This is a genomic window from Variovorax sp. 05L425 (assembly GCF_056397705.1).
In genome coordinates, this window is the sequence record NZ_JBFTNY010000002.1 from 365,721 (window position 1) to 391,611 (window position 25,891).

25 protein-coding genes and 3 tRNA genes are annotated in these 25,891 nt (G+C 64.2%); 14 read left to right on the top strand and 14 right to left on the bottom strand.

The annotated features are described in order from the left end of the window. The first annotated feature begins 24 nt into the window (after nucleotides 1–24). Nucleotides 25–399, top strand: a complete 375-nt coding sequence (locus AC1DN9_RS03950; protein WP_478097462.1) for a VOC family protein — start codon at nucleotides 25–27, stop codon at nucleotides 397–399. Between the two features lie 15 nt (nucleotides 400–414). Here AC1DN9_RS03950 and AC1DN9_RS03955 read toward each other — a convergent pair whose 3' ends face one another. Next, the gene (locus AC1DN9_RS03955; RefSeq protein ID WP_478097464.1) at nucleotides 415–879 is read right to left on the bottom strand and encodes an EVE domain-containing protein; all 465 of its coding nucleotides are present in this window, start codon (nucleotides 877–879) and stop codon (nucleotides 415–417) included. Next, entirely contained in the window at nucleotides 876–2,618 is a 1,743-nt protein-coding gene (locus AC1DN9_RS03960) for an IlvD/Edd family dehydratase (protein ID WP_478097466.1), read from the bottom strand. The genes AC1DN9_RS03955 and AC1DN9_RS03960 overlap by 4 nt, the downstream gene beginning before the upstream one ends. A 153-nt stretch (nucleotides 2,619–2,771) precedes the next feature. On the opposite strand from AC1DN9_RS03960, the gene AC1DN9_RS03965 reads away from it, so the two are divergent. The 3 genes from AC1DN9_RS03965 to AC1DN9_RS03975 all read left to right on the top strand — a co-directional run bounded on the left by AC1DN9_RS03965 (nucleotide 2,772) and on the right by AC1DN9_RS03975 (nucleotide 4,159). Further along, the gene (locus AC1DN9_RS03965) at nucleotides 2,772–3,155 is read left to right on the top strand and encodes a hypothetical protein (RefSeq protein ID WP_478097468.1); all 384 of its coding nucleotides are present in this window, start codon (nucleotides 2,772–2,774) and stop codon (nucleotides 3,153–3,155) included. 88 nt (nucleotides 3,156–3,243) lie between these two features. After that, nucleotides 3,244–3,630: a DUF3597 domain-containing protein gene (locus tag AC1DN9_RS03970; protein ID WP_478097470.1), complete on the top strand. Its 387-nt coding sequence runs from the start codon at nucleotides 3,244–3,246 to the stop codon at nucleotides 3,628–3,630. A 37-nt stretch (nucleotides 3,631–3,667) separates the two neighbouring features. Beyond that, entirely contained in the window at nucleotides 3,668–4,159 is a 492-nt protein-coding gene (locus AC1DN9_RS03975; RefSeq protein WP_478097472.1) for a hypothetical protein, read from the top strand. Nucleotide 4,160: 1 nt separating this feature from the next. On the opposite strand, the gene AC1DN9_RS03980 is transcribed toward AC1DN9_RS03975, so the two are convergent. Then, a complete protein-coding gene (locus AC1DN9_RS03980; protein WP_478097474.1) occupies nucleotides 4,161–5,231 on the bottom strand; it encodes an AraC family transcriptional regulator in 1,071 nt (356 codons plus the stop codon). A gap of 142 nt (nucleotides 5,232–5,373) precedes the next feature. Here AC1DN9_RS03980 and AC1DN9_RS03985 point away from each other — a divergent pair, with 142 nt between their 5' ends. From AC1DN9_RS03985 to AC1DN9_RS03995, 3 genes are all read left to right on the top strand, one after another. Continuing rightward, nucleotides 5,374–6,882: a coniferyl aldehyde dehydrogenase gene (locus tag AC1DN9_RS03985; RefSeq protein ID WP_478097476.1), complete on the top strand. Its 1,509-nt coding sequence runs from the start codon at nucleotides 5,374–5,376 to the stop codon at nucleotides 6,880–6,882. Further along, a complete protein-coding gene (locus tag AC1DN9_RS03990; RefSeq protein WP_478097478.1) occupies nucleotides 6,879–8,492 on the top strand; it encodes a GMC family oxidoreductase in 1,614 nt (537 codons plus the stop codon). Before AC1DN9_RS03985 ends, AC1DN9_RS03990 begins: the two co-directional genes overlap by 4 nt. Nucleotides 8,493–8,577: 85 nt before the next feature. Next, on the top strand, nucleotides 8,578–10,551 hold the full coding sequence (locus AC1DN9_RS03995; protein ID WP_478097480.1) for an alkyl/aryl-sulfatase: 1,974 nt from the start codon (nucleotides 8,578–8,580) through the stop codon (nucleotides 10,549–10,551). Here AC1DN9_RS03995 and AC1DN9_RS04000 read toward each other — a convergent pair. After that, entirely contained in the window at nucleotides 10,548–12,194 is a 1,647-nt protein-coding gene (locus AC1DN9_RS04000) for a M30 family zinc metallopeptidase (RefSeq protein WP_478097482.1), read from the bottom strand. The genes AC1DN9_RS03995 and AC1DN9_RS04000 overlap by 4 nt on opposite strands. 260 nt (nucleotides 12,195–12,454) lie before the next feature. Between AC1DN9_RS04000 and AC1DN9_RS04005 the strand changes: the two genes are divergently transcribed. Beyond that, complete coding sequence (locus AC1DN9_RS04005; RefSeq protein ID WP_478097484.1) at nucleotides 12,455–13,219, top strand: carbonic anhydrase family protein; 765 nt, start codon at nucleotides 12,455–12,457, stop codon at nucleotides 13,217–13,219. Between the two features lie 252 nt (nucleotides 13,220–13,471). On the opposite strand, the gene AC1DN9_RS04010 is transcribed toward AC1DN9_RS04005, so the two are convergent. From AC1DN9_RS04010 to folC, 9 genes are all read right to left on the bottom strand, one after another. Then, nucleotides 13,472–13,548 (bottom strand) — tRNA-Asp (locus AC1DN9_RS04010). A 71-nt stretch (nucleotides 13,549–13,619) separates the two neighbouring features. After that, a tRNA-Glu gene (locus AC1DN9_RS04015) sits at nucleotides 13,620–13,695 on the bottom strand. Between the two features lie 30 nt (nucleotides 13,696–13,725). Continuing rightward, nucleotides 13,726–13,801 (bottom strand) — tRNA-Ala (locus AC1DN9_RS04020). 35 nt (nucleotides 13,802–13,836) lie between these two features. After that, a complete protein-coding gene (gltX, locus tag AC1DN9_RS04025; RefSeq protein ID WP_478097486.1) occupies nucleotides 13,837–15,225 on the bottom strand; it encodes a glutamate--tRNA ligase in 1,389 nt (462 codons plus the stop codon). Then, the gene (locus tag AC1DN9_RS04030; RefSeq protein ID WP_478097488.1) at nucleotides 15,222–16,436 is read right to left on the bottom strand and encodes an O-succinylhomoserine sulfhydrylase; all 1,215 of its coding nucleotides are present in this window, start codon (nucleotides 16,434–16,436) and stop codon (nucleotides 15,222–15,224) included. Before AC1DN9_RS04030 ends, gltX begins: the two co-directional genes overlap by 4 nt. Before the next feature lie 6 nt (nucleotides 16,437–16,442). Then, on the bottom strand, nucleotides 16,443–17,942 hold the full coding sequence (purF, locus tag AC1DN9_RS04035) for an amidophosphoribosyltransferase (protein ID WP_478097490.1): 1,500 nt from the start codon (nucleotides 17,940–17,942) through the stop codon (nucleotides 16,443–16,445). 12 nt (nucleotides 17,943–17,954) lie between these two features. Beyond that, nucleotides 17,955–18,440, bottom strand: a complete 486-nt coding sequence (locus tag AC1DN9_RS04040; RefSeq protein ID WP_478097492.1) for a CvpA family protein — start codon at nucleotides 18,438–18,440, stop codon at nucleotides 17,955–17,957. Between the two features lie 15 nt (nucleotides 18,441–18,455). Next, nucleotides 18,456–19,313 (bottom strand): SPOR domain-containing protein, encoded by an 858-nt coding sequence (locus tag AC1DN9_RS04045; RefSeq protein WP_478097494.1) that lies wholly within the window; start codon nucleotides 19,311–19,313, stop codon nucleotides 18,456–18,458. 62 nt (nucleotides 19,314–19,375) lie between these two features. Then, nucleotides 19,376–20,683 (bottom strand): bifunctional tetrahydrofolate synthase/dihydrofolate synthase, encoded by a 1,308-nt coding sequence (gene folC, locus AC1DN9_RS04050; RefSeq protein ID WP_478097556.1) that lies wholly within the window; start codon nucleotides 20,681–20,683, stop codon nucleotides 19,376–19,378. 34 nt (nucleotides 20,684–20,717) lie between these two features. Here folC and AC1DN9_RS04055 point away from each other — a divergent pair, with 34 nt between their 5' ends. The 4 genes from AC1DN9_RS04055 (at nucleotide 20,718) to argG (ending at nucleotide 23,504) form a co-directional block, all read left to right on the top strand. After that, entirely contained in the window at nucleotides 20,718–21,071 is a 354-nt protein-coding gene (locus tag AC1DN9_RS04055) for an ArsC family reductase (protein WP_478097496.1), read from the top strand. A gap of 78 nt (nucleotides 21,072–21,149) precedes the next feature. Next, on the top strand, nucleotides 21,150–21,701 hold the full coding sequence (locus tag AC1DN9_RS04060; protein ID WP_478097498.1) for a hypothetical protein: 552 nt from the start codon (nucleotides 21,150–21,152) through the stop codon (nucleotides 21,699–21,701). 130 nt (nucleotides 21,702–21,831) lie between these two features. Further along, nucleotides 21,832–22,155 (top strand): pyrimidine/purine nucleoside phosphorylase, encoded by a 324-nt coding sequence (ppnP, locus tag AC1DN9_RS04065; RefSeq protein WP_478097558.1) that lies wholly within the window; start codon nucleotides 21,832–21,834, stop codon nucleotides 22,153–22,155. Between the two features lie 14 nt (nucleotides 22,156–22,169). After that, nucleotides 22,170–23,504 carry an argininosuccinate synthase gene (argG, locus tag AC1DN9_RS04070; protein ID WP_478097500.1) on the top strand — a complete coding sequence of 445 codons (1,335 nt, stop codon included), beginning with the start codon at nucleotides 22,170–22,172 and terminating at the stop codon, nucleotides 23,502–23,504. Nucleotides 23,505–23,628: 124 nt separating this feature from the next. Here argG and murB read toward each other — a convergent pair whose 3' ends face one another. Next, entirely contained in the window at nucleotides 23,629–24,681 is a 1,053-nt protein-coding gene (gene murB, locus AC1DN9_RS04075; protein ID WP_478097502.1) for a UDP-N-acetylmuramate dehydrogenase, read from the bottom strand. Between the two features lie 73 nt (nucleotides 24,682–24,754). Between murB and AC1DN9_RS04080 the strand changes: the two genes are divergently transcribed. Beyond that, a complete protein-coding gene (locus tag AC1DN9_RS04080) occupies nucleotides 24,755–25,240 on the top strand; it encodes a YajQ family cyclic di-GMP-binding protein (RefSeq protein ID WP_478097504.1) in 486 nt (161 codons plus the stop codon). Nucleotides 25,241–25,252: 12 nt separating this feature from the next. After that, nucleotides 25,253–25,891, top strand: coding sequence for a retropepsin-like aspartic protease family protein (locus AC1DN9_RS04085; RefSeq protein ID WP_478097505.1), 639 nt, complete (start codon nucleotides 25,253–25,255; stop codon nucleotides 25,889–25,891).

Here is a 25,891-nt window from a genome sequence, read left to right on the forward strand (position 1 = left end):
CGAGGACTCGAAAAGGAGCATGCAATGTTGCAGCAATCCCCCATGTTTGCCTACATCCCCGTCAAGGACGTCGCGCGAGCCAGGAAGTTCTACGAAGACAAGCTCGGCTTCAAGCCGAAGGCCGAGCTTGGCGGCGGCGTCCATTATGAGTTCGGCGGCGGCACGGGTGCCTTCCTGTATCCCACGCCGAACGCAGGTACCTCACTGGCGAGCCAGGCCTTCTGGGAAGTGCAGGACATCCGAAAGGAAGTCGCCGAACTGAAGGCGCGTGGCGTCGTGTTCGAGGACTACGACATGCCCGGCAAGGATGCAGACGGCATCGTGACGCAGGGCGGCGCCATGGCGGCGTGGTTCAAGGACACGGAAGGCAACATCATGGCGGTCATCCAGACCCTGTGAGCGGCATCGGCGGCGTCAGGCGAGCATCTTCTCGGTGATCAACCGCCAGTGCGTCTCGTCGACCGGCGTGATCGACAGCCGGTTTCCCTTGCGCAGCACCAGCATGTCGGCGAGTTCAGGTGTCGCGCGCATCTCGGGCAATGCCAGCAGCCGCGTCTTGCGCAATGCCTGCACGTCGAGCAGCAGCCACCGCGGGGCATCGGTCTTGGAGTCGGCATCGTAATAGGGCGACGCGGGATCGAACTGCGTCGGGTCGGGCCGGGCGTCCGACGCCACACGCGCGATGCCGACGATGCCGGGCTCGGCGCAGCTCGAGTGGTAGAAGAGCACGCCGTCGCCGACATGCATCGCATCGCGCATGAATTTGCGCGCCTGGTAACCGCGCACGCCGGTCCACGGCACGGTCGCGTTCGGGGCGGCGAGTGCGTCGTCGATCGAGCAATCGTCGGGTTCGGATTTCATCAACCAGTATTGGGTCATGGGCATCCTCCTGCCTTCGGCGCGCGAAGGAAATCGAAGTCGGCTCCCTGGTCGGCCTGCGTGACCGATTGAAGGAAAAGTTTGCGATAGCCGCGATCGGCTGTCGGCGAGATGATCGGCGTTTCCTTGGCGCGGCGCGCGAGCTCTTCGTCTGTCACGAGCAGCGACAACTCCCGGTTCGCCACGCTGAGGTGGATGCGGTCGCCGCTGCGCACATGCGCGAGCGGCCCGCCGATGGCGGACTCCGGCGTCACGTGCAGCACGATGGTGCCGAAGGCCGTGCCGCTCATTCGGCCATCGGAGATGCGCACGATGTCCTTGACGCCCGCACGCGCCAGCTTGCGCGGAATGGGCAGGTAGCCCGCTTCGGGCATGCCCGGTGCACCCTTGGGGCCGATGTTCTTGAGCACGAGGATGTCGTCGCGCGTCACGTCGAGATCGTCGCTGTCGATGCGCCGCGCGAGGTCTTCGAGGTTCTCGAACACCACCGCCCTGCCCTCGTGCTCCATGAGCGCTGCATCGGCCGCCGACTGCTTGATGATCGCGCCGCCGGGCGCCAGGTTGCCGCACAGCACCGCGATGCCGCCTTGCGGATAGATCGGGCGGTCGATGGGTCGCACCACCTCCTGCGCGAAGCCGGGCCCGGCGCGCTCGATTTCCTCGCCCAGCGTGCGGCCGGTGACGGTCAGGGCGTCGAGCCGAAGCAGCGGCTTGAGTTCACGCAACAGCGTTGCCATGCCGCCGGCCGCGTGGAAGTCTTCCATGTAGTGCTGGCCCGAAGGTTTCAGGTCCAGCAGCACGGGCGTCTCGCGGCCCATGCGGTCCAGCGTCTGCAGGTCGATGTCGAGCCCCACGCGGCCGGCGATGGCCGCGAGATGCACGATGCCATTGGTCGAGCCGCCGATCGCCAGCAGCACTCGCATCGCGTTTTCGAAAGCGGCCGGCGTCAGCACCTTGTCGATGGTCAGCCGGTCGCGGGCCATCTGCACCGCCTGGGCGCCCGTCTGCTCTGCAACGCGGATACGGTCGGCGGTGACGGCCGGCGGCGATGCACCACCCGGCACCGTCATGCCCAGCGCTTCGGCGATGCAGGCCATGGTGCTGGCGGTGCCCATCACCGAGCAGGTGCCCACGCTCGCCACGAGCTGGTTGTTCACCTCCACCGTTTCGGCGACGTCGATCTCGTCGGCGCGGAAGCGCGCCCAGTAGCGCCGGCAATCGGTGCAGGCGCCGACGCGCTCGCCGCGATGGCTGCCTGTGAGCATCGAGCCGGTGATGAGCTGGATCGTCGGAATGCCAGCCGAGGCCGCACCCATGAGCTGCGCCGGCACTGTCTTGTCGCAGCCGCCGATGAGCACCACGGCGTCCATGGGCTGCGCGCGGAGCATCTCTTCCGTGTCCATCGACATCAGGTTGCGCAGGTACATGCTGGTCGGCGCCGCAAAGCTCTCATGGATCGAGATCGTCGGGAATGCCATCGGCAGGCCGCCGGCGAGCATCACGCCGCGCTTGACGGCCTCGATGAGTTGCGGTGCATTGCCGTGACAGGGGTTGTAGTCGCTGCCGGTGTCGGCGATGCCGATCACGGGCCTGTCGAGCGCCACGTCGGTGAAGCCCGCGCCCTTGATGAAAGCCTTGCGCAGGAACAGCGAGAAACCCTGGTCGCCATAGCTGGTCAGGCCCTTGCGCATGCCGCTGGTGTCGGCTGTGTCATCGGGTTCGAACGGAGAACTGGACATGAAAGTGCTTTCCGGGGGAATCGTGGCGTGTTGTCATCGCTTTGTACGCGATCTGCGCCATCCTGCACATCTTCGAACGCCTTGCGAGTCGTACGGGCGTCTCTTAAGCTGTGCACGATCTCGTCACGGCGGCGACACATGAAAGGCGACCGGATGCGCAGACCGAACTCGAAGATGAAGTGGATCACCGCTGCATTGCTCGGCGCACTCGCGGCCAGCCTGCACGCGCAGCCCGTGCGCTTTCGCGGCGACTTCGTCTACTTCGCGGACGCGGCGGTATTCACCGATTGCGCGAGCGGCAAGCGCTGGCCGGTCGTGATGGGCGGCGACTACCTGGCGCTGGAGCGCGCCTACATGCAATGGCGCAGCGCACCGCAAGCGCCCCTGCTCGCGAACTTCGACGGTCGGCTGGAAGTCAGGGAGCCGATGGAAGGTCCGGCACGCGAGCACATGGTGATCGACAGATTTGTCTCGGTGGAACCCGGCACCACATGCGAATCGATGGCGGTCTACATGAACATGAAGCAGCGTCAGTAACAGTTTGCACCCGTCGGCCCATCGCGAAACCGCGTCGCAGAATGGGACGGTCCTTCAATCACTCCCCATCCTTTTCGAGGAAGAACCAATGAGCATTTTCAGCAGCATCCTTGCCAAGATCATTCCGTCCGCAGTCGCCGCCCCGGCGCAGCAGCCGGCAGCACCGGCCTCTGCCGCTGCAGCGCCCACGACAGCCGCTGCAGCGCCGCCGGCCGCGATCACGCTGGTCGATGTGGAAGCATTGCTCGACGGCATGCCCGGCGCGAAGAATCTCAACTGGCGCACGTCGATCGTCGACTTGATGAAGCTGCTCGGCCTGGACAGCAGCCTCGAAACGCGCAAGCAACTCGCGCAGGAACTGAGCTATGGCGCGGACACGAGCGACAGCGCCAAGATGAACATCTGGCTGCACCGGCAGGTCATGACCAAGCTGGCCGCGAACGGCGGCAAGGTGCCGTCGGAACTCATCGCCTGACGCCATTCATTGCATTCATCGATCACGGGAGAACACCATGGGATTGCTCGATTTGCTACAGCAAGTGGTTGGCGCAAACCCGGAGGCTCACTTCGATCAGGTCGTGCAGAACGCTTCGACCGATCAACTCGGCGCAGGGCTCGCCGCCGCGATGAAGTCCGACCAGACACCGCCCTTCAGCGACACGGTCGGGAAGCTCTTCAACGTGTCGTCCTCACAGCAGCAGGCAGGCGTTCTGAACCAGATCCTTGCCACGCTGGGCCCGGCCGCATTGTCGGCAGTGGCGGGCGGCGCCTTGGGGCGCGTGCTCGCACCGGGCCAGACCCAGTTGACGCCCGACCAGGCTTCGCAGCTGACGCCCGGGCAGGTCACAGAGATCGCCGCGCACGCCGAGCAGGCACATCCGGGCATCGTCGACCAAGTGAGCCAGTTCTATGCCCAGCACGCAGGGCTCATCAAGATGATCGGCGGCGCCGCCCTGGCCGTCACGCTCGCGAAGATGAAAGAGCACGCGACCCAACAACGCTAGTTCAGCGCCCGCGATCGCGAAAGTACGCGGGCGTCTGGCCGGTCCACTTCTTGAACGCCTTGCGGAAATTCGATGCGTCGGAAAAGCCGCTGCGGTCGGCGATTTCCTCGACCGACATGTCGGTGCGTTCAAGGAATTCGATCGCCACGCGCTGCCGGATGCCATCGATGATTTCCTGGTAGCTCGTGCCTGCATCGACCAATCGGCGATGCAGCGTGCGGGTCGACAGGTGCAGCCGCTCGGCCATCTGCTCGGCGCGCGGCAGGTCGCCCACGTTGTCGAGACAGGCCTGCTTGATGACCTTGACCAGCGCGTGCTCGCCCGCGAATTCCCCCAGCATCCGGCCGCAGAAGTCGGCGCACACCTCGGCCGTGATCGGGTTGGCGTTGGGCAAGGCCACACCCAGCAAGGCGGCGTCGAACTGCCATTGCATGACGCCCGTGTCGAAGGTCGCCTCGCATCGGAGGATTTCCTCGTAGCGCTGCGCGTACGGCGGCGCCGGATAGGGCAGCAGCAGGCGCCGGCCGCCGTAGTCGCGCTCGAGCACGCGGCTCGTCAACGCCCGGATCGAGCTGAACCAGAACTCGGTCGCCAGGGGCAGCAGCGGCCCCAGGTCCATCACATCCTGCGCCTCGAAGATCGCGACATCGCCTTCGACCCGGAAGCTTTTTTCCAGCACCGGACCGGCGAGCTTCACGTGCTGGATGCCGAAGGCCACTGCATCGGCCAGCGTGGCGCTGGTCAGCACCGCGTAGCCGAAGACGCCGAAATCCGAAAGGCGCTGGCGCTGCCCGGCGATGAGGCCGATGGCCGGTTCCGGGCTGAGCCGCTTGACGTTGCCGAAGAACGCGATCTTCTGGCGGTGAGAGATGCGCGCTTGCGGATCGGAGATGGCCTCCGGCGCGATGCCTGTTCCGGCAAACAAATCCTCGGTCGCGACCCCGAGTTCCGCGAGGGAGTCCGTGAGCGCCGTCAAGCCAAGCATGTTGTGCGCCGGTGCATCCAGGTCGCTCGCATAACGTGCCGCGATGCGTGGCGTTGCAGGCCGGGTGGCGAGAGCTTCTTTGGTCACGGTGATCGAGAAAGGAGGGATTGGCAGATTTTCACCCGAATGTGTCGAAGTTGAACCTGTGCGCAACCCTTGCAAAGACCTACATTCGTTGCCACACGACGCGGCAGGTTCAGGTGCAAGGCAGCGTCCAAGGAGACAACACATGAACGACACCACTGATCTGGCGCACGCGGCCGCGGCCATCGATGCAACCGAGCGCGTCCACCGCCTCTTCGCCGCGCAACGGGCCGCCTTCGCCCTGCAGCCCTGTCCCGAGGCCGGGCGGCGCCGAGACTGGCTGACCGCGCTGAAGCGACAGATCCAGCGCTACCAGGACGTCCTCGCGGAAGCCATGAGCAAGGACTTCGGCTATCGGTCGGAGGCGGAATCGAAGATGCTCGACCTGCTGGGCTCCGTGCTCGAAATCGACCATGCCGTCTCGCATGTCCGCCGGTGGATGAAGCCCAGTCGCCGTTCGACCGAACTGCTGTTCCTCGGCAACCGGGTCGAGGTGCGCTACCAGCCCAAGGGCGTCGTGGGCGTCATCGTGCCGTGGAATTTCCCGATCTATCTCGCGATAGGGCCGCTCGTCGCGGCGCTGGCCGCGGGCAATCGCGTGATGATCAAGATGCCGGAGGTCACGCCGGCCACCAATGCGGTCCTCAAGACACTGCTCGCCGAAGTCTTCTCTGAAGATCTGGTGGCTGTCGTCGGCGAAGAACTGGCCGACCCCAACGTCTTCACGTCGCAGCCCTTCGATCACATCGTGTTCACCGGCTCGCCGGCCGTCGGCCGCATCGTGATGCGCACCGCTGCGGAGAACCTCACGCCGGTCACGCTGGAGCTTGGCGGCAAGTCGCCGGCGGTGGTCACGCGCAACTACCCGATCGCCGATGCAGCCACCCGCATCACGCATGGCAAGTCGACCAACAGCGGACAGATTTGCGTGTCGCCCGACTATGCACTGGTGCCGCGTGAACGCGTTGACGATTTCATCGCCGGCGTCAAGCGCACCTTCCGCCGCTTCTACAACGACCGCACCCACGGCAACGCGGACTACACCTCCGTGGTCAACCAGCGACAACTGGATCGCATGCACGGCATCCTCGACGATGCGCGAGCCAAGGGCGCGCGCATCGAGGCCTGTGCGCCCGATCCTCAAGGGGCAGGACGCCAGATGCCGCTGCATATCGTGACCGGCCTGACGCCCGACATGCGGATCCTGCAAGAGGAACTCTTCGGCCCGATCCTGCCGGTGGTGCCCTACGACACGACGGACGAAGCGATCGCATTCGTCAATGCCAGGCCGCGTCCGCTGGCGCTCTACTGCTTCACCCATGACGGTACCGAGCGCGACGAACTGCTGCGCCGCACGCATTCGGGCGGCGTCGCCGTGAACGACTGGGGATGGCAGGTGGTGAACCACGATGCGCCCTTTGGCGGCATCGGCAATTCGGGCATGGGTACGTACCACGGCGTGGAAGGCTTTCGCGAGCTGTCGCACGCGCGCACGGTCTTCCAGCGCAATCGCTTCTTCCCTATCGACCTGTTCTACCCACCCTACGGCGGCTTCGTGCAGCGGTTCGCGCTCAAGTTCTATCTGCGCAGCGCTGACCCCAAGCTCGCCACCCAACGCGCCGCCGATTCATCAACGAAGCAAATCCATTCATGAGCACTGAGGAATTCGATTACGTCGTCGTTGGGGGCGGCTCGGCCGGTTGCGTCGTCGCCTCGCGCCTGAGCGAGGATCCCGGCGTGTCGGTCTGCCTGCTGGAAGCCGGCGGCGCGGACAACAGCGTCTTCATTCATGCGCCGGCAGGCGTCGCGGCCACGCTGCCCGTGCCCTTCAAGAACTGGGCTTTCAAGACCGTCCCGCAAAAGGGCCTGAACGGCCGCCAGGGATACCAGCCGCGAGGCAAGGTGCTCGGCGGATCGAGCTCGACCAATGCCATGCTGTACGTCCGCGGGCACCGCTGGGACTACGACCATTGGGCCTCGCTCGGCAATGAGGGCTGGTCGTACAACGATGTGCTGCCGTTCTTCAAGCGAGCCGAGCACAACGAGACGCACGGCGCATGCCCCTTCCACGGCACCGGTGGCCCGCTCAACGTGGCCGAGCTTCGCAGCCCCAGCGCGTTGAACCAGGCGTTCATCGCCGCGGCCGCGCTGAATGGCGTTCCGCCCGTCGCGGACTACAACGGCGCCGAGCAGTTCGGCGCCTTCATGTACCAGGTGACGCAGAAGAACGGCGAGCGATGCAGCGCCGCCAAGGGCTACATCACGCCTCATCTCTCGCGACTCAACCTCAAGGTGATGACCGGTGCGCTTTCGTCGCGCATCGTGTTCGACGGCAAGCGTGCGCGCGGCGTGGTCTGCACGGTGGACGGCGCCGAACACGCCGTGCGGGCTCGGCGCGAGGTCATCCTCAGCTCCGGGGCCTTCGGCTCACCGCAATTGCTGATGTTGTCCGGTGTCGGACCAGGTGCAGCATTGCAGCGACTGGGCATCGAGGTCCTGCACGACCTGCCCGGCGTGGGTGAGAACCTCCAGGACCATATCGACCACGTGCAGGCCTATCGCACGAACAGCAGTTCACCGACCTTCGGCGTGTCGGTGCGCGGCGGATTGAAGATCACGGGCGCCATGCTCGAATGGAAGAAGAAACGCACCGGCCTGATCACGTCCAACTTCGCGGAGTCCGGCGCGTTCATCCGCTCGTCGCCCGAGGTGAAGGTGCCCGATCTGCAGATGGTCTTCGTCGTGGCGATGGTGGACAACCACAATCGCACTCTGCATCTGGGTCACGGATACTCCTGCCACATCGAAGTCCTGCGCCCCAAGAGCCGTGGACACGTTCGCCTTGCCAGCCGCGACCCGCGCGCCGCGCCGCTGATCGACCCGAAGTTCCTGGACGACGAACGCGATCTCGAACTGCTGGTGAAAGGCGTCCAGTTGCAGATGGACATGCTCCAGAGCAGCCCCTTCGCGCCTTATCGCGGCAAGATGCTGCATCCGGTGGACCGCAATGACAAGGCGGCCATTGCAGAAGACATCCGCAACCGCGCTGACACGCAGTACCACCCCGTCGGCACCTGCAAGATGGGTGCCGACGGCGATCTGATGGCCGTGGTCGATGAGCGCCTGCGCGTGCGCGGCCTCGATGGCCTGCGAGTGGTCGACGCATCGATCATGCCGACCCTGTGCGGCGGCAACACCAACGCGCCGACGATCATGATCGGCGAGAAGGCGGCGGACATGATCCGCGCCGACGCGCGCGCCTGACGCGGCACGGCCGGCACCGCCGGTGCCGGCCCTTTTCCATTCGAACAACAACTTGGCAGCGCCATGCTGGCGCATCACATCACCCATGAAGACAAGCACACGCGGCGCGCTCGCCGCACTCATCGCATCGACCCTCGCGACGGCGCCCGGCGCCTTCGCGCAAACGACCACGGCACCGAAGCCCGCAACACCCGCGACCGAACGCGCCAACCAGGCCGTCGCGCGCACGATGTCTTTCAACGACAAGCGGGACTTCGAGGACGCGACGCGCGGCCTGATTGCGACCATGCCTGATCCGCTGGTGAAGACGCCCGAAGGCAAGCTCGTTTGGGACGCCAACCGCTTCGACTTCATCGAGGGCGATGCGCCCGCCACAGTCAACCCCAGCCTCTGGCGGCAAGAAAAGCTCAACAACGCCCGCGGCCTCTTCAAGGTGACGGACGGCATCTACCAGATCCGCGGCTACGACATCGCGAACATGACGCTCGTGGAGGGCAAGACCGGCTGGATCGTGATCGACACGCTGCTCACCGCGGAGATCTCGCGCGCGACGCTTGCCTTCGCGATGGAAAAGCTCGGCAGCAAGAAGCCGGTGGTCGCGGTGATCTACACCCACAGCCATGCCGACCACTTCGGCGGCGTGCGCGGCGTGATCAACGAGGCCGACGTACAGGCCGGCAAGGTGAAGGTAATCGCACCCGAAGGCTTCATGGACAACGCCGTGGCGGAGAACGTGCTCGCCGGTACGGCGATGACGCGCCGTGCGGTTTACCAGTTCGGCGCGGGTCTCGATTCGAACGAGAAGCAAGGCGTCGGCACCGGACTGGGCAAGGCGCTGAGCAGCGGCACCACGGGCCTGATTCCGCCGACCGATCTCATCAGCAAGACCGGCCAGGAGATGACGGTGGACGGCGTGCGCATCGTGTTCCAGATGGCGCAGGGCTCCGAGGCGCCTTCGGAGATGATGTTCTACTTCCCTGACAAGAAGGCGCTCTGCCTCTCGGAAGTGTTGACGAAGCACATGCACAACGTCTACACGATCCGCGGCGCCAAGATGCGCGATGCGCTGGCCTGGAGCAAGTACGCCAACGAAACGATCGACATGTACCCTGACGTGCAAGTCGCATTCGCGAGCCATCACTGGCCGACCTGGGGCGGCGACAACATCCGCCAGTACATGGCGAACCAGCGCGACACCTATCGCTTCATCCACGACCAGGCCTTGAACCTCGCCAACAAGGGCCAGGTGATGGACGAGATCGGCGATGCCGAATTCTTCCCCAAGGCGCTCGCTGCAGACGCAAGTTCGCGCGGCTACTACGGCACGCTCAGCCACAACCTGCGGGCGGTCTACAACTTCTATCTCGGCTACTACGACGGCAATCCGGCGAACCTGCACAAGCTGCCGCCGACCGAGACAGCCAAGCGCTACGTCGCGGCCATGGGCGGCGAAGACGCGGTGCTCGCCACGGCGCGCAAGGCCTTCGATGCCGGCGACTACCGCTGGGTGGCGGAACTGGTGAACCATGTCGTGTTCTCGAATCCGTCCAACACCGCGGCGCGCGCGCTGCAGGCGGACGCGCTCGAACAGCTGGGCTACCAGTCGGAGGCCGGGACGTGGCGCAATTCCTATCTGGTCGGCGCCAAAGAGCTGCGCGAAGGCGTTCTCAAGCCGCCGACGTCGGCCCAGGGCCCCGATGTCGTGCGCGGCATGAACAATGAACTGCTGTTCGACTACATCGCGCTGCGCCTGAACCACGAGAAGGTCGACGGCATGAAGGCGAACATCAACATGGTGTTCACCGACCTGAACGAGACGTGGGCGCTGGAGCTCTCGAACTCCGTGCTCAACAACACCAAGGGCCGCGTGCTGAAGAACCCCGACGCCACGCTCACGCTGACGCGCCCGGCTTTCCTCGCGATGCTGCTGCAAGGCAAGAAGCTGCCCGAGATGGTCCAGGCCGGTGCGGTGAAGGTGAGCGGTGACCCCAAGGCACTGGCCACCGTTTTCGCGAACGTCGAGACCTTCGATCCCTACTTCAATATCGTCACGCCCTAATTGACAACCACCGACAGCGTGCTGCCCGGCGGTACCCGAACGACTTCGCTGTAGGTGCCCGCGATGTTCGGTCGAATCACCGGGAAGCTGGCCAGCGCCTGGAGGAACTGCGGCGCCGCTTGCGGCAGCTTGCGGTTGGCGCGGCCGAGACTGGCCGGATCGATAGCGGGCAAGCTGAAGACATCCTCGTTGCGCGCCGGCATGCTGTATTCGGCAATGCCTGCGCCCAAGGGAATCAGCCCCGCCGACGCTGCGGTGAAGCGACGCAGTTCCTGTCCGATGCTCGAATCCGGCCGGCGCGCCTTGATCGCCTTGTCAAGGATGTCGGCCGATTTTGTCTTGGCTGGACCGTTCAGGAGCGCCTTGTAGAAATCGAGCCCGAACTGGCGATTCAGGAAGCCGCCGAACGAGCCGGTCACCGCGTAGCTCTCGCAAGTCGCACCCATCGGCGTCCATTCGGTCAGCCCGCAGTTGTAGCTGCCGGCGCCGTTGTAGCTGAGGTAGTACGGGTAGCGCGAATCGCGGATCGCGTTGTGCGTGGGGTCGATGTTGAAGCTCGCCCAGTCCTCCATCATCAATGCGGACATTTCCTCCAACCAGGTGTCGAAGGTGGAGTCCGAGCCCATCTTGACGCCGCGGCGATAGAAGTTCTGCATGTGCATGCCTTCGTGCGCCATCACGGTTGCGATCTGCTTGAAGCCGGTCTCGCCGTCGAGATAAAGCGACTCCGAATCCAGGTACAGGCTCAACGACTCATTGCTGTAGGCCAGATCACCGCTGCCCTTCTTGAAGTTGTTCAGGCCCCAGAAGTAGCCGACGAGGCCGTAGGGCTCATGGTCGTGATCGAAGTTGACGATGAAGATGTCGACCGGCTGGCCGCTGCCCGGTACCAGTTGCGTCATGCCATGGTCGCCCCAGAGCGGCCCGCCGACGCGAACCAGCATGTCGTAGATGCCGCCTTGGGCGGCGAATTTGTCCAGCATGCGGGTCACCAGTGCATCGGAGACGGCTGACGGTGAAAGCTCTCCGGCCTCGACCCACAGGTTCACCGCCGTGCCATCGCCGGTCACACGTTGAGCTGCGAGCTTGACGGTCCGCTGCGTGTGGTCGTAGAGATAGATGTCGCGCTTGTCGTTGAGCACGTACGCGGCGAGCGGCGCCATCGACTTCATGAGGCCCGGCTGATCCTTGGCCTGAGGGTCCAGCAGTTTCGCGAAACCGGAGCGGTTGAATTCGTCGATGGCACTGCGATAGTCGCCGATGTCATCGTGCGGCTGGAACGTCGCCTTGTTGGCCGTCGTCGCCAACTCGCTGGCGCGCACGCTCAATCCGGGAAGCGCCTCAGCCGAATCGCCTTCGTTGGTCAACACCAGCGTCACGGTCTGGCCGTTGAGGCCCGCGATCGAGAGCGGAACATCCATCGGGATCTGCGACGCATTGACGCCTTGCCAGATGCCCGTGCCCGTGCCTGCATAGGTGCTGTCGTCGAGCGCGCCGCACGAACTGCAGGACGCCTTGACTGCGTTGCTTCCCGTTGCCTCGCTGGGCGGCTTCGAGACAGTCGGGGGTGGAGCAGTCTGCGCACCCGCATAGCTGCCGCCTCCTCCGCCACCACCGCCTCCGCCGCAGGCTGACAAGGACATTGCCAACGCCAGCACCGCTGTCGTTCCACACACTTGTTCGAATCGCGAGTTGCTGCGCATCACTTTCTTTCCTCCGGGTTGCAACCGGATATCGGCAGCGGCAGGAAGAAGTTGAGGGCTCGCGGCCCAGTTCTTTACTCGCGTCAAGCACATCGAACGAGCCCCTCCGAAGTGGCAGCCGCCCATCAAAGTCCCTAGCATCTGCCGCAGGCTTGCGGCCATGCGTCTGCGCTGGAGCCCAATTCTTGAAAGGATCTCCAATGAAACTGATCACCAGTTGCTGTGCATCGGACAACCAAGGCCCTGCGAACGGCGATCGACGGGCGTGGTTGAAGAAGACGGCCGCGGGCGGCGGCGCCGCCGTCCTGATGGCCAGCATCGGACTGCGAACGGACGACGCCGAAGCCGCCTCGCTGACCCAGGCCCAACGCGACGCCATGAGCCCGGACAAGGTCATCGAGATGATGAAGAAAGGGAACCAGCGCTTCCGATCCGGAAAGATGCAGACGCACGACTACCTCGCGCAGAAGCGCTCGAGCGCGTCGGGGCAATACCCTGCGGCTGTCATCCTGAGTTGCATCGACTCGCGCGCACCCGCCGAGATCATTCTCGACATGGGCATCGGCGACAGCTTCAATGCACGCGTCGCCGGAAACATCGCCAACAAGGACCTGATCGGCAGCCTTGAGTTCGCTTGCGCAGCCGCGGGTGCCAAGGTCGTGCTTGTCATGGGACATACCGCTTGCGGAGCCATCAAAGGCGCTATCGACGGCGTTCAGCTCGGAAGCCTGACCGGGCTGCTCGACGTCATCAAGCCTGCAGTCGCGGCGACGTCCTACACGGGCGACCGATCCAGCAAGAACCCCGAGTTCGTGGATGCAGTGGCGCGCACGAACGTGCAGCAGACGATCGACGCAGTGCGCAGCGGCAGCCCTGTCCTGACCGACCTCGAGAAGAAGGGGCAGATCAAGATTCTCGGGTCGATGTACAACCTTTCGAACGGTGTCGTGACGTTTATGGTGTGACCGAATCGGTGTGGAGGAATCAAGCCGTTGCAGGTTAATAACTTGCAAGGGCTTTTCTACGCGCGGCACGTTGGAACGGCAGTGCTGCGTGCCTGCATTGAGCGCGACGGGTCAGTCGTTGAAGACTAGAACGCCAAGCATAGGCAGCAGATATCGTGCCGACCGGGCCTTTGGAGTAACAGCGTGCAGGGTAGTAGTCAGAATGAAAAAAGCCGTTGCAAGTCAGTGACTTGCAACGGCTTTTCTGCTTTCTGGCGGAGTGGACGGGACTCGAACCCGCGACCCCCGGCGTGACAGGCCGGTATTCTAACCAACTGAACTACCACTCCTGGTAGGCAACGTTCACTCCGACTGGAGCCAAGTGTTGCCACTTGTGCCTTCTTCACCTGATGGTGAAAACTGGCGACCCTACGGGGATTCGAACCCCGGTACTCACCGTGAAAGGGTGATGTCCTAGGCCTCTAGACGATAGGGTCAAAACCTGGACTATTTTCTCGACGCCCTGTTGGTGGAGGTAAGCGGGATCGAACCGCTGACCTCTTGCATGCCATGCAAGCGCTCTCCCAGCTGAGCTATACCCCCTTGTGGGTGTCGAGCCTCAAATTATATACAGATTTTTAGGCCTTCTTTAATCTCTCAATCACTTTCTCGCGAGAAAAAAGAGAGAGCACTGCGTCGAGTGATGGCGTCTGCGGCGTTCCCATCACAAGAACGCGCACCGGCATTGCGAGCGCAGGCATCTTGAGGCCATGTGCGGCCAGCACTTCCTTGATGGCGGACGCAATCGCAGCCTTGTCCCACGCGACGTTCGCGAGCTTGTCTGCCAACGCCGCAATTGCGGGTCGCACGGCATCGGTGACGTGCTGCGCGCGATCGGCTTCGCTTACAACGATGTCCGCATAGAAGGCCGCAGCCCAGTCTGCGAGCGCCACCGTGGTTTCGCAACGATCTTTGAAGAGTCCGCAGATCGCGGGAAGTCGCTCGTCGATAGCGATGCCCCGCTTTTGCAATTGCGCAGCGACCAGCGGAGCCAGTGCCTCATCGGCCATTGCCTTGAGGTGCTGCGCATTGACCCAGCGCAGCTTGGTCTCGTCGAACTGCGCAGCGCTGCGGCCCAGGTGGTCGAGGTTGAACCACTCGATGAATTGCCCACGCGAGAAGATCTCGTCGTCGCCATGACTCCAGCCGAGGCGCGCAAGGTAATTCACCATCGCGTCGGGCAAGAAGCCCTCATCGCGGAATTGCGTGACTGGTTTTGCGCCGTTGCGCTTGCTCATCTTCTCGCCCTGCTCGTTCAGAACGGTAGGCAGATGCGCGTACACCGGCGGCTCCTTGCCGAGCGCGCGGAAGATATTGATCTGGCGCGGCGTGTTGTTCACGTGGTCGTCGCCGCGGATCACGTGCGTGATGGTCATGTCGATGTCATCGACCACGACGCAGAAGTTGTAGGTCGGCGTTCCGTCAGGGCGCGCGATCACGAGGTCGTCGAGTTCGTCATTGCCGATTTCGATGCGGCCTTTGACTTTGTCGTCCCACGCAACGACACCGCCCTGCGGATTGCGAAAGCGCAGCACAGGCTGTACGCCTTCAGGCACAGATGGCAGGGTCTTGCCGGGCTCGGGACGCCAGGTGCCGTCATAGCGCGGCTTTTCCCTGGCGGCCATCTGCTTCTCGCGCAGGGCGTCGAGTTCTGCCACGCTCATGTAGCAGGGATACACCAGGCCAGCGGCCTGCATCTCGGCGAGCACGGACTTGTAGCGGTCCGTGCGCTGCATCTGGTAGTACGGGCCTTCATCGTGGTCGAGGCCCAGCCACTGCATGCTTTCAAGGATGACGTCGACGGCTGCCTGTGTCGAACGCTCGACGTCGGTGTCTTCGATCCGAAGAATGAAGTCGCCGCCGGTCGAGCGTGCAAAGGCCCACGGATAGAGCGCCGAACGGATGTTGCCGAGGTGAATGAATCCGGTCGGGGAAGGTGCGAAGCGGGTGCGTGTCTTTTGCGTCATGCGAGAGTGCCCAGGCCGCGCAGCAGGTCGGCCTTGATGTCTTCAATGTGATCGAGCCCGACCGCGACGCGGATCAGGCCCTGGCTGATGCCTGCCGCCTGCCGCTGCGCCTCACTGAGGCGCCCGTGCGAGGTGGTGGCCGGATGAGTGATGGTGGTCTTGGTGTCGCCGAGGTTGGCCGTGATGCTCAGCACGCGCGTGCTGTCGATGACCTGGAACGCATTGGCTCGTGCCGTCTCGGGGCTGTCGCCGCTCACGTCGAACGACACGACCGCACCGCCCTGCCCCGACTGCTGTCGCATCGCCAGTTCATGCTGCGGATGCGACGGCAAGCCTGGGTAGTAGACGCGCGCGACACCGGGTTGCGTTTCGAGCCACTGCGCGAGCGCCAACGCGCCTGCGCAATGTGCCTGCATGCGGATGCCGAGCGTTTCGAGCCCCTTGAGGACAACCCAGGCGTTGAATGGCGACAACGCCATACCGGCGGTCCGCACGACCGGGGCGAACACTTCGTTGATCAGCTTTGCGGAACCGCAGATCGCGCCGGCGAGCACGCGGCCCTGCCCTTCGAGGTATTTGGTCCCCGAGTGAATGACGAGGTCCGCGCCGAGTTCGGTCGGCCGCTGCAATGCGGGCGAACAGAAGCAGTTGTCCACGACGAGCAACGCGCCTGCATTGTGCGCAAGGTCCGCCAGCGCGCGGATATCGCACACGTCGGTCAGTGGATTCGTCGGCGTTTCGGCGAACAGCAGCTTGGTCGTCGAGCGAATGGCTGATTTCCATTCGGCGACATCCGTCTGCGAAACAAAAGTGGTTTCAACGCCGAACTTGCCGAACTCGCGGCCAATGAGGTTGAGTGTCGAGCCGAACACCGAGCGTGAGCACACGACGTGGTCGCCCGCCTTGAGCAACCCCATGCACATCATGAGGATGGCGGCCATCCCGCTGGACGCGCCGATGGCAGCCTCGGTGCCTTCGAGCGCCGCCAGCCGTCGCTCGAAGCTGGCCACCGTCGGATTGGACGTGCGCGTGTACGTAAAGCCTTCTTCGGTGCCGGCGAACCGACGCGCCGAAGTCTCGGCGTCGGGCTGCACGAAGCTGCTCGTCAGAAAGAGTGCTTCGGAATTCTCGCCATACTGGCTTCGCTCCAGCGCGGTGCGCACCGCGAGCGTGTCGCGGTGAAGTCCGGGTGGCAGGGGTTGGTCGGCCACGTTGTTTCAGCTCAGATTGGGCAGCGCGAGACGCGAGGAATCCTCTTCGGTCTCTTCGACGCGGGGACGATTTCCGTTCATTCGCGAGATGGCCTCCGTGTCGATGTCGCCCGTCACATAGACGCCGTCGAAGCAAGATGCATCGAACCCGTCGAGCTTGGGATTCAGCGAACCGATGGCGCGCTTCATTGCATCGACATCCTGGTAGATCAGCGCATCGCAGCCGATCAGTTCGCGGATCTGTTCGACGGTGCGGTCGTGCGCCACCAACTCATCCTTGGTGGGCATGTCGATGCCGTAGACGTTGGGGTAGCGTACCGGCGGCGCAGCGCTCGCGAGATACACCTTGCGTGCACCGGCATCGCGCGCCATCTGCACGATCTCACGGCTGGTGGTGCCGCGAACGATGGAGTCGTCGACCAGCAGCACGTTACGGCCCTTGAACTCGCTGCCGATCACATTCAGCTTCTGGCGCACCGACTTCTTGCGCACGCCCTGGCCCGGCATGATGAAGGTGCGACCCACATAGCGGTTCTTCACGAAGCCTTCGCGGTACGGAACGCCGAGCAGGTGAGCAAGCTGTGTGGCGCTCGGTCGACTCGATTCGGGGATCGGAATGATGACGTCGATCTCGCTGGGCGGCACGGTCGAGACCACGCGCTTGGCCAGCGTCTCGCCGAGATTCAAGCGGGCCTGGTAGACGGAGATGCCGTCGAGCACGGAATCCGGCCGCGCGAGATAGACAAACTCGAAGATGCAAGGCTTGAGCGTCGGGGAATCGGCGCATTGCTCCGCATGCACCTGCCCCTGGAGATCGACGAACACCGCCTCGCCCGGCCCGATGTTGCGCTCGAACACATGGCCCGAGCCTTCGAGCGCGACCGATTCGCTCGCGACCATCACGGTGCCGTCGGCGCCGCGGCCGATGGCAAGCGGGCGGATGCCGTAGGGATCGCGGAACGCGAGCAGGCCATGGCCCGCGATCAGCGCCACCACGGCGTACGAGCCGCGCAGTCGCCTGTGCACGTTGCGCACCGCGTCGAACAGCGTTGCCGAATTGAGCGCGCCGCCACGCGTCGCGCGATCGATCTCGTGCGCCAGCACGTTGAGCAACACTTCGGAATCGCTCTCGGTGTTGGTGTGGCGGTGGTCGGTGGAGAACAGTTCGGCCCGCAGCGCATGCGCATTGGTCAGGTTGCCGTTGTGTACCAGCACGATGCCGAAAGGCGCGTTCACGTAGAAGGGCTGGGCCTCTTCCTCGCTGTAGGCATTGCCTGCGGTGGGATAACGTACCTGGCCCAGTCCGACATCACCGGGCAGCGCGCGCATGTTGCGCGTACGGAACACGTCGCGCACCATGCCCTTGGCCTTGTGCATGAAGAACTTGCGCTCCAGCAACGTCACGATACCGGCCGCATCCTGGCCGCGGTGCTGCAAGAGCAGCAGCGCGTCGTAGAGCAGTTGATTGACGGGGGCGCTACTGACAACGCCGACGATTCCACACATGAAGCAATCCTCTCAGGGCAGGTAGCTTGCCAACTTTTCAGGCAAGGCGGGCTTCAGGCCCTGCAATGCCGCATCGAGAACAATGGCGCTTCGCGATTCGTGCCACCAGGCACTGTCGCTCAACGCCAGCAAATGAACAACCACCGCGGCGGCCAGCAGCGCCGTCGCGCCGCGCGCCACGCCGAAGACGCCGCCCAAAATACGATCCACTGGCCGCAGTCCGATCACCGCCACGAGTTTGCGCGTGAGCGAAGCCACCAGCCCCACGCTGAAGGCCACGGCCACGAACACCAGCACGAAACCCGCCGCGTAGCGCCAAGTTGCGGCCGGGTCGCCGAAAGGCAACCAACGGCCGACGTCTTCCGCCAGCCACTGGGCGCACAGGAAGGCAGCCACCCAGCCTGCGAGCAATATCACCTCGAAGACCAGGCCGCGCATCAATCCCAGCAACATCGAAATCACCACCAGGGCGACGGCGATCCAGTCGAGGAGGGCCACGTCGATCGGTGCTGGCTACAAGCTGAGGATGGCTGCCGGCAATGACAAGCCCTTGACCTTGCCCGCAGCACGGTCAGCCTCGGCACGTGTGGCAAACGGACCGACGCGCACACGCGTGCGCTCACCATCGGCCGTCTTCGCGACGTGCGTATATGTCTTGAGCCCCGCCTTTTCGAGTTTCTGGCGCACTTCCTTGGCCTTGTCCGCATCGGCAAAGGCGCCGACCTGGACCACGAAGCGGCCGTTTTCGTCAGCGTTGGTGGTCGCGGTAGGCTTTGCAGCGGTTGCGGACGCCACGGGTGTCTTGCCTTCGAGCAAGGCGCGTGCGCGGCCGCCATCGTCGGCGGGAACTACCGGCTTGGGAGGTGCGGGTTTCGGCTCCGGCTTGGCTTCGGGCTTGGGCTCGGCCTTGGCTTCCACCTTGGGTTTCGGTTCGGGTTTGGGTTCCGGCTTCGTCTCGGGCGCCGGGTCGGGCTTGGCTTCCGCAGGCGGTGTTGCGGCGGCGACCTTGCCGGGCGGAATCTCGGTGCCGTCCGCAGTCTCGGTGATGATGCTGTCGTTGGCCGATGCGGCGGCGCCGCCCTTGCCGGAGGCCGCGGGTGCAGGCGCCGGTGTCGACGGCAGGGTCAGGGGTTTTGCCTTGGCGCGGTCCGGGACTTCGATCGGAATGTCGACCGCGACCGGACGCGGTTGCGTGTCGAACAACAAGGGGAAGCCGATCACGCCGATCAACACCAACACGGCGGCGCCGACGAGCCGGTGGCGTGCGCGACGACGCATCGCTTCGATGCTCTCCGCCGGCGGTGCGGCGACGGCGGAGTTTCGCCCTTCGTTGCCCTGAGGACCGCGTGCGCGGAACTTGAAGAACGCCATGAAATTCGTTTTCCTGATGGAGTGCAGCGTGAGGTGGAAAAAGCGCCGGAAATCAGGCTGTTTCAGGAGCCCGACGACAAGTGCCTGGCCCGCAGACGAGGGGTTCCGTGCTCGAGCACGCCACCCACGGTGAAGAACGATCCGAAGACGACGATTCTATCAGTGGGGTCCGCATGATCGATGGCAGCTTGCAGCGCTTCCATGGGAGCACGGTGCACGCTGCCGCTGGTGTCGGAGCGCGTGTTCTGCGCCTGCCAGCGGGCCAGCAGATCGTCCGCCTTGGCGGCGCGCGGTGTCGGCAGATCAGTGAAATACCAGCGGTCGATCATCGGGCCGATCCGCGCCAGGATGGGGGTCAGATCCTTGTCGGCCATCACACCGAATACACCGTGGGTGGTCGGGTAGAAGCCCATTGCATCGAGGTTTTCGGCCAGCGCGGCGACCGCGTGCGCGTTATGCGCAACGTCGAGCACCAAGGCCGGCTCGCCTGGAATGATCTGGAAGCGCCCCGGCAGTTCGACCATGGCCAGACCGTTGCGCACCGCCTGCGCAGTCACCGGAAGCCGCTGCCGCAGGGCTTCGAGCGCAGCCAGCACTCCGGCGGCGTTGATCAATTGGTTGGCACCGCGCAGTGCCGGATAGGCCAAGCCGCTGTAGCGCCTGCCGCGGCCACTCCAACCCCACTGCTGCTTGTCGCCCGACACGTTGAAGTCACGTCCGACGAGCCAGAGATCGGCACCGATCGCGTTGGCATGGTCGATCACGCTTTGCGGCGGAACCGGATCGCTGACGATTGCCGGACGACCGGCTCGCAGGATGCCGGCCTTCTCGAAACCGATGCTCTCGCGATCGGGGCCGAGAAAGTCCATATGGTCGAGGTCGATGCTGGTGATCACGCCGCAGTCGGCATCGACGATGTTGACCGCATCGAGCCGTCCCCCGAGGCCAACTTCGAGGATGGCGACGTCCGGCTTGTTCGCCGCGATGCACAGCAGGATGGCAAGCGTCGTGAACTCGAAATAGGTCAGCGCGACATCGCCCCGGCCGCGCTCCACCGTTTCAAAGTGCTCCGCGAGTTCGACCCCGTCGACTGCATCGCCGCGCAATCGCAGCCGCTCCTCGAAGTGCACCAGATGGGGAGAAGTGAAGACAGCCGTGCGGTAGCCCGCATGCGTGAGGATCGACTCGAGCATCGCGCAAGTCGAGCCCTTGCCGTTGGTGCCGGCCACCGTGATGACAGGGCAGTCGAAGGAAAGGCCCAGCCGCTCGGCGACCGTGCGGACCCGGTCGAGCCCGAGTTCGATGTTCTTGGGGTGCAGGCGCTCAGCGAGCGCGAGCCATTCGGCGAGGGTTTTCATGGAGCCCGGAATTGTCGCCGACGCGGGCCCCAGGCATCATCGAGGGATGACAACGCTCTACGGCATAACGAACTGCGACACCGTCAAGCGCGCCCGCGCTTGGCTCGATGAACATGGTGTCGCCTACCGATTCCACGATTTCAAGAAAGAAGGCGTCCCCGAAGCCCAACTGGACCAGTGGCTCCGCGCGCCCGGTTGGGAAGCGCTGGTCAATCGCCGCGGAACCACATGGCGCCGGCTCGACGAAGCCACCCGCGCGGGCGTGGTCGACGCCCTCTCGGCGCGCACTGCATTGCTCGCCAATCCCAGCCTGATCAAGCGGCCGGTGGTCGATTGGGGATCCCCCGCAGGCGTCACGACGGGGTTCGACGCCGACCAATGGAAAAGCCACGTTGTGTAAACGGTTGAACCCGAACCACCCCAACGCGTCAAATCCAACCATGCGGGGCTGGCAGTCCCATTTCCAGGAGTTATTGACATGAATACGAACACCATTCGCAAGATATCGGCCCTCTCTGTGTTGACCGCCGCTCTGGCAGGCGGCGCCACGATGGCCCACGCAGAACAGGTGTTGGCACGGGTGATTTCCACATCGCCCGTGACCGAATCGAACGGGCATATCAGCTACAACGTCACCTACGAATACGCGGGTCGCCAATACTCGACGCGCACGGCAACGCCCCCTGGAGCAAGCATTTCGGTCGATATGGGCGACTACGGCGTCACGACGTCGCCAGTCGTACCGCAATCACAGATTGCACAGAACCCGGCGCCTCAGAACTGGGACAACGTCGTTCCGGAGCAAGGCCTTGTGGTGTCGGGCGGTGGTGCACCGGCGCTGGCACCGGGCTACGCGCAGTCCGCTCCCATGTATGCACAGCCCGCCCCCGTGTACGTACAGCCGGCGCCTGTCTACTACCCCGCCCCCGCCTACTACGGCCCAGCCTACGCACCGGCCTACGCCTACCCGCCGATCGGCATCTCGCTGGGCTTCGGCTACTCGCGCGGCTGGGGTGGTCGCTGGCGCTGAGTCCGGGATCAGGCCGGAGGGCCGGCCGGGAAGCCTAAAATCACGGGCTTTTCCAACCATTGCAAGGGCGCGTCTGGCAAAGGCGCGCCGCCGGATGCCGACCGCAACCGGTGCCACGCCCTCCTATCTCATGAGCACAACCGAATTCCTCCAGAGCGCCTCGGTATCGACCAAGGCCAACGTGTACTTCGACGGCAAATGCGTGAGCCACAGCCTCACGCTCGCCGACGGCACCAAGAAATCGGTCGGCGTGATCCTGCCGTCCACCCTCACCTTCAACACTGGCGCGCCAGAGATCATGGAAGGCACCGGCGGCAGTTGCGAATTCATGCTTTCGGGCAGCAGCGAGTGGGTGGCATCCGGCATTGGCGAGAAGTTCAGCGTGCCGGGCAACGCCAGCTTCCAGATCCGCGTGAGCGGCGAGCCCTACAGCTACATCTGCCACTTCGGCTGAACCGGGAATCGAGCATGTCCACCATCCTCCAGAACGTTCCCGCCGGCCAGAAGGTCGGCATCGCCTTCTCAGGCGGCCTCGACACCAGCGCCGCGCTGCACTGGATGCGCAACAAGGGCGCCATTCCCTACGCTTACACCGCCAACCTCGGCCAGCCCGACGAGCCCGACTACGACGAGATCCCGCGCAAGGCGATGCTTTACGGCGCCGAAAAGGCGCGCCTGATCGACTGCCGGACCCAGCTTGCCGCCGAAGGCATCGCCGCACTGCAGGCCGGCGCTTTCCACGTCACGACGGCGGGCCTGACCTACTTCAACACGACGCCGCTCGGGCGCGCGGTCACAGGCACCATGCTGGTGTCGGCCATGAAGGAAGACGACGTCCACATCTGGGGCGACGGCAGCACCTACAAGGGCAACGACATCGAGCGCTTCTACCGCTACGGCCTGCTGACCAATCCGGCGCTGAAGATCTACAAGCCCTGGCTCGACCAGACCTTCATCGACGAACTGGGCGGCCGCGCCGAGATGTCGGAATTCATGCAGAAGGCCGGCTTCGCCTACAAGATGTCTGCGGAAAAGGCCTACTCGACCGACTCCAACATGCTCGGTGCAACGCACGAAGCCAAGGATCTCGAGCACCTGAACAGCGGCATGAAGATCGTGCAGCCCATCATGGGCGTCGCCTTCTGGAATGACGAGGTCGAAGTCAAGCGCGAAGAAGTGACGGTGAGCTTCGTCGAAGGCCGTCCGGTGGCAATCAACGGCGTCGAATACTCGAGCCTTGTCGACATCATCCTGGAAGCCAACCGCATCGGCGGCCGCCACGGGCTGGGTATGAGCGACCAGATCGAAAACCGCATCATCGAGGCCAAGAGCCGCGGCATCTACGAGGCACCCGGCCTCGCGCTGCTGTTCATTGCCTACGAACGCCTGGTGACCGGCATCCATAACGAGGACACCATCGAGCAGTATCGTGACCATGGCCGTCGGCTGGGTCGCCTGCTCTACCAGGGGCGCTGGTTCGATCCGCAGGCCATCATGCTGCGCGAAACGGCCCAGCGCTGGGTGGCACGCGCCATCACTGGCGAGGTCACGGTCGAACTGCGCCGCGGCAACGACTATTCGATCCTTAACACTGTGTCGCCGAACCTGACCTACCAGCCCGAGCGGCTGACCATGGAAAAGGGCGAATCGAGCTTCTCGCCGGCCGACCGCATCGGCCAGCTCACCATGCGCAACCTCGACATCGTCGATACGCGGGACAAGCTGGCGATCTACGCGCGGGCGGGCCTGCTGTCGTCGTCGCAGGGCGCGTCGCTTCCCCAACTAAAGAACGACGAAGAATAAGCTCGCCCCGAAGCTCGCGCACTTCGTGTCGCTGCCACCCCCCTGCCAGGGGCAACACCAGCGGCCCGGCAGAGCCGGTTCCGCGGTGTTTCACGAAGGGGCCTGCGCTCCGCGCGGCCGGGGGTCAGACCACGACGGGTTCGGGCTCCAGGCGGATGCCGAAGCGTTCGTAGACACTGGTCTGAATGGCCTTGGCCAGTGTCATCACCTCGCCGCCCGTGACCGGGTTGGCTTTGCCGCCGCGGTTGACGAGCACGAGCGCCTGGCGCTCGTAGACGCCAGCGTTTCCGACCGACTTGCCCTTCCAGCCGCAGGCATCGATCAGCCAGCCGGCTGCGAGCTTGATGCTGCCGTCCGCCATTGGGTAGTGAACGATCTTCGGGTCGCGGGCAATGATGTCGGCGCACTGCTCCGGCGTGACGGTCGGGTTCTTGAAGAAGCTGCCGGCGTTGCCGAGTACGCGCCAGTCGGGCAGCTTCGCGCGGCGGATGGCGCAGACCCAGTCGAAGATTTCCATCGCGCTTGGCGTGAAGTTGCCGGTTTCGGCCATCTTGCGTTCAAGGTCGAGGTAACTCACCACCGGCTTCCAGGGCTTGGGCAGATGAAAGCGCACCCGCGTGATCAGCGCCCGCCCCGCCAGACCGAAATCGTTCTCGCCGGTGGCGACATGCTTGAAGACCGAGTCGCGATAGCCGAAGGCACACTGCGCGGCGTCGAGCGAAAAGGTTCGGCCGGATTCGAGGTCGATCGCGTCGAGGGAGTCGAAGCGATCCTGCAGTTCGACGCCATAGGCGCCGATGTTCTGCACCGGTGAGCCACCCACCGTTCCGGGAATCAGTGCCAGATTTTCGAGCCCCGGAAAGCCCTGCTCGAGTGCCCAGCGCACGGTGTCGTGCCAGATTTCACCGGCGCCCGCCTCGACGATCCAGGCGCGCGACGTCTCTTCGACCAGCCTGCGCCCCTTGATCTCGATCTTCAGCACGAGCGGTTTGACGTCGCCGGTCAGCACGATGTTGCTGCCGCCGCCAAGCACGAACTTGGGCACCGAGCCCCATTGCGCATCGGACAGCAGCGCGGCAACGTCGGCTTCGCCGGCAATGCGCACCATGTGCTGGGCGCGCGCGACAATACCGAAGCTGTTGTGCTGTTGCAGCGGTACGTTGTGCTCCACGATCATGGGAGAATTGTCGCATTCGCACGCCGCGCGGCACTGCGCGTGGCCCTTTCAATTTGTTGCCGCCGGAGCCTTCATGCCGTCTTTCGACACTGTTTGTGAACCCAACTTGCCCGAGGTCAAGAACGCAGTGGAGAACACCGCCAAGGAAATCTCCACGCGCTTCGACTTCAAGGGCACTTCGGCTGCCGTCGAGCTCAAGGACAAGGAAATCACCATGATCGGCGATGCCGAGTTCCAGCTCGTGCAGGTCGAAGACATCTTGCGCGCCAAGCTGACGAAGCGCAGCGTCGATGTCCGCTTTCTCGACAAGGGCGACGTCCACAAGATCGGCGGCGACAAGGTCAAGCAGGTCATCAAGGTCAAGAACGGCATCGAATCGGAGACCGCCAAGAAGATCCAGCGCCTGATCAAGGACAGCAAGCTCAAGGTGCAGGCCGCCATCCAGGGTGACGCGGTGCGCGTCACCGGTGGCAAGCGGGATGATCTTCAAGCCGCGATGGCGCTGATCAAGAAGGACGTACCGGACATGCCGCTGTCCTTCAACAATTTCAGGGACTGAGCGTCAATCGCAATGAAGGCGCTTACGCCCTTGCTGCTGGCGGCGGCCTGCACTTTCGCCAACGCGCAGTCGGTCATGCTGACCGGCACCATCGGGAGCCGCGCGATCCTGATCGTGGACGGCAGCGCGCCCAAGACGGTGGCAGTCGGCGAGACCTTCCAGGGCGTCAAGCTCTTGGCTCTTCAGGGCGAGCAGGCGACCGTCGAAGCTGGCGGCAAGCGAATTGCGCTGCGCATGGATACGCCGACGAGCATAGGTGCCGGCGGGGGCGGCGGGGGCGGCGGCAACCGCATCGTGCTGCCTGTATCGAGCGGCGGGCATTTCATGACCCAGGGGGCCATCAATGGCCGGGCTGTCACCTTCATGGTGGACACCGGCGCGACCAATGTCTCCATGTCGGCCGCCGACGCGCAACGCATCGGGCTCGACTTCACGAAGGGCGAGCCGGTGCGGATGAACACCGCCAACGGTCTCGCGCAGGGCTATCGCGTGCGGCTGAACTCGGTGCGCGTCGGCGATGTCGAAATCTACGACGTCGAAGCCATCGTTTCGCAGGAACCCATGCCTTTCATCCTGCTCGGCAACAGCTTCATCAGCCGCTTTTCCATGCGGCGCGACGCCGACCAGATGGTCCTCGAGAAACGGTTCTGA

Coding starts and splice junctions, on each gene's coding strand:
- AC1DN9_RS04060 (WP_478097498.1), top strand. CDS start 21,150: ATGAATACGAACACCATTCGCAAGATATCGGCCCTCTCTGTGTTGACC.
- AC1DN9_RS03970 (WP_478097470.1), top strand. CDS start 3,244: ATGAGCATTTTCAGCAGCATCCTTGCCAAGATCATTCCGTCCGCAGTC.
- AC1DN9_RS04055 (WP_478097496.1), top strand. CDS start 20,718: ATGACAACGCTCTACGGCATAACGAACTGCGACACCGTCAAGCGCGCC.
- AC1DN9_RS03990 (WP_478097478.1), top strand. CDS start 6,879: ATGAGCACTGAGGAATTCGATTACGTCGTCGTTGGGGGCGGCTCGGCC.
- AC1DN9_RS04080 (WP_478097504.1), top strand. CDS start 24,755: ATGCCGTCTTTCGACACTGTTTGTGAACCCAACTTGCCCGAGGTCAAG.
- AC1DN9_RS04045 (WP_478097494.1), bottom strand. CDS start 19,313: ATGGCGTTCTTCAAGTTCCGCGCACGCGGTCCTCAGGGCAACGAAGGG.
- AC1DN9_RS04000 (WP_478097482.1), bottom strand. CDS start 12,194: ATGTCCTTGTCAGCCTGCGGCGGAGGCGGTGGTGGCGGAGGAGGCGGC.
- AC1DN9_RS03955 (WP_478097464.1), bottom strand. CDS start 879: ATGACCCAATACTGGTTGATGAAATCCGAACCCGACGATTGCTCGATC.
- AC1DN9_RS04005 (WP_478097484.1), top strand. CDS start 12,455: ATGAAACTGATCACCAGTTGCTGTGCATCGGACAACCAAGGCCCTGCG.
- purF (WP_478097490.1), bottom strand. CDS start 17,942: ATGTGTGGAATCGTCGGCGTTGTCAGTAGCGCCCCCGTCAATCAACTG.
- murB (WP_478097502.1), bottom strand. CDS start 24,681: ATGATCGTGGAGCACAACGTACCGCTGCAACAGCACAACAGCTTCGGT.
- AC1DN9_RS03960 (WP_478097466.1), bottom strand. CDS start 2,618: ATGTCCAGTTCTCCGTTCGAACCCGATGACACAGCCGACACCAGCGGC.
- gltX (WP_478097486.1), bottom strand. CDS start 15,225: ATGACGCAAAAGACACGCACCCGCTTCGCACCTTCCCCGACCGGATTC.
- AC1DN9_RS03975 (WP_478097472.1), top strand. CDS start 3,668: ATGGGATTGCTCGATTTGCTACAGCAAGTGGTTGGCGCAAACCCGGAG.
- ppnP (WP_478097558.1), top strand. CDS start 21,832: ATGAGCACAACCGAATTCCTCCAGAGCGCCTCGGTATCGACCAAGGCC.
- AC1DN9_RS04085 (WP_478097505.1), top strand. CDS start 25,253: ATGAAGGCGCTTACGCCCTTGCTGCTGGCGGCGGCCTGCACTTTCGCC.
- AC1DN9_RS03985 (WP_478097476.1), top strand. CDS start 5,374: ATGAACGACACCACTGATCTGGCGCACGCGGCCGCGGCCATCGATGCA.
- argG (WP_478097500.1), top strand. CDS start 22,170: ATGTCCACCATCCTCCAGAACGTTCCCGCCGGCCAGAAGGTCGGCATC.
- AC1DN9_RS03965 (WP_478097468.1), top strand. CDS start 2,772: ATGCGCAGACCGAACTCGAAGATGAAGTGGATCACCGCTGCATTGCTC.
- AC1DN9_RS03950 (WP_478097462.1), top strand. CDS start 25: ATGTTGCAGCAATCCCCCATGTTTGCCTACATCCCCGTCAAGGACGTC.
- AC1DN9_RS03995 (WP_478097480.1), top strand. CDS start 8,578: ATGAAGACAAGCACACGCGGCGCGCTCGCCGCACTCATCGCATCGACC.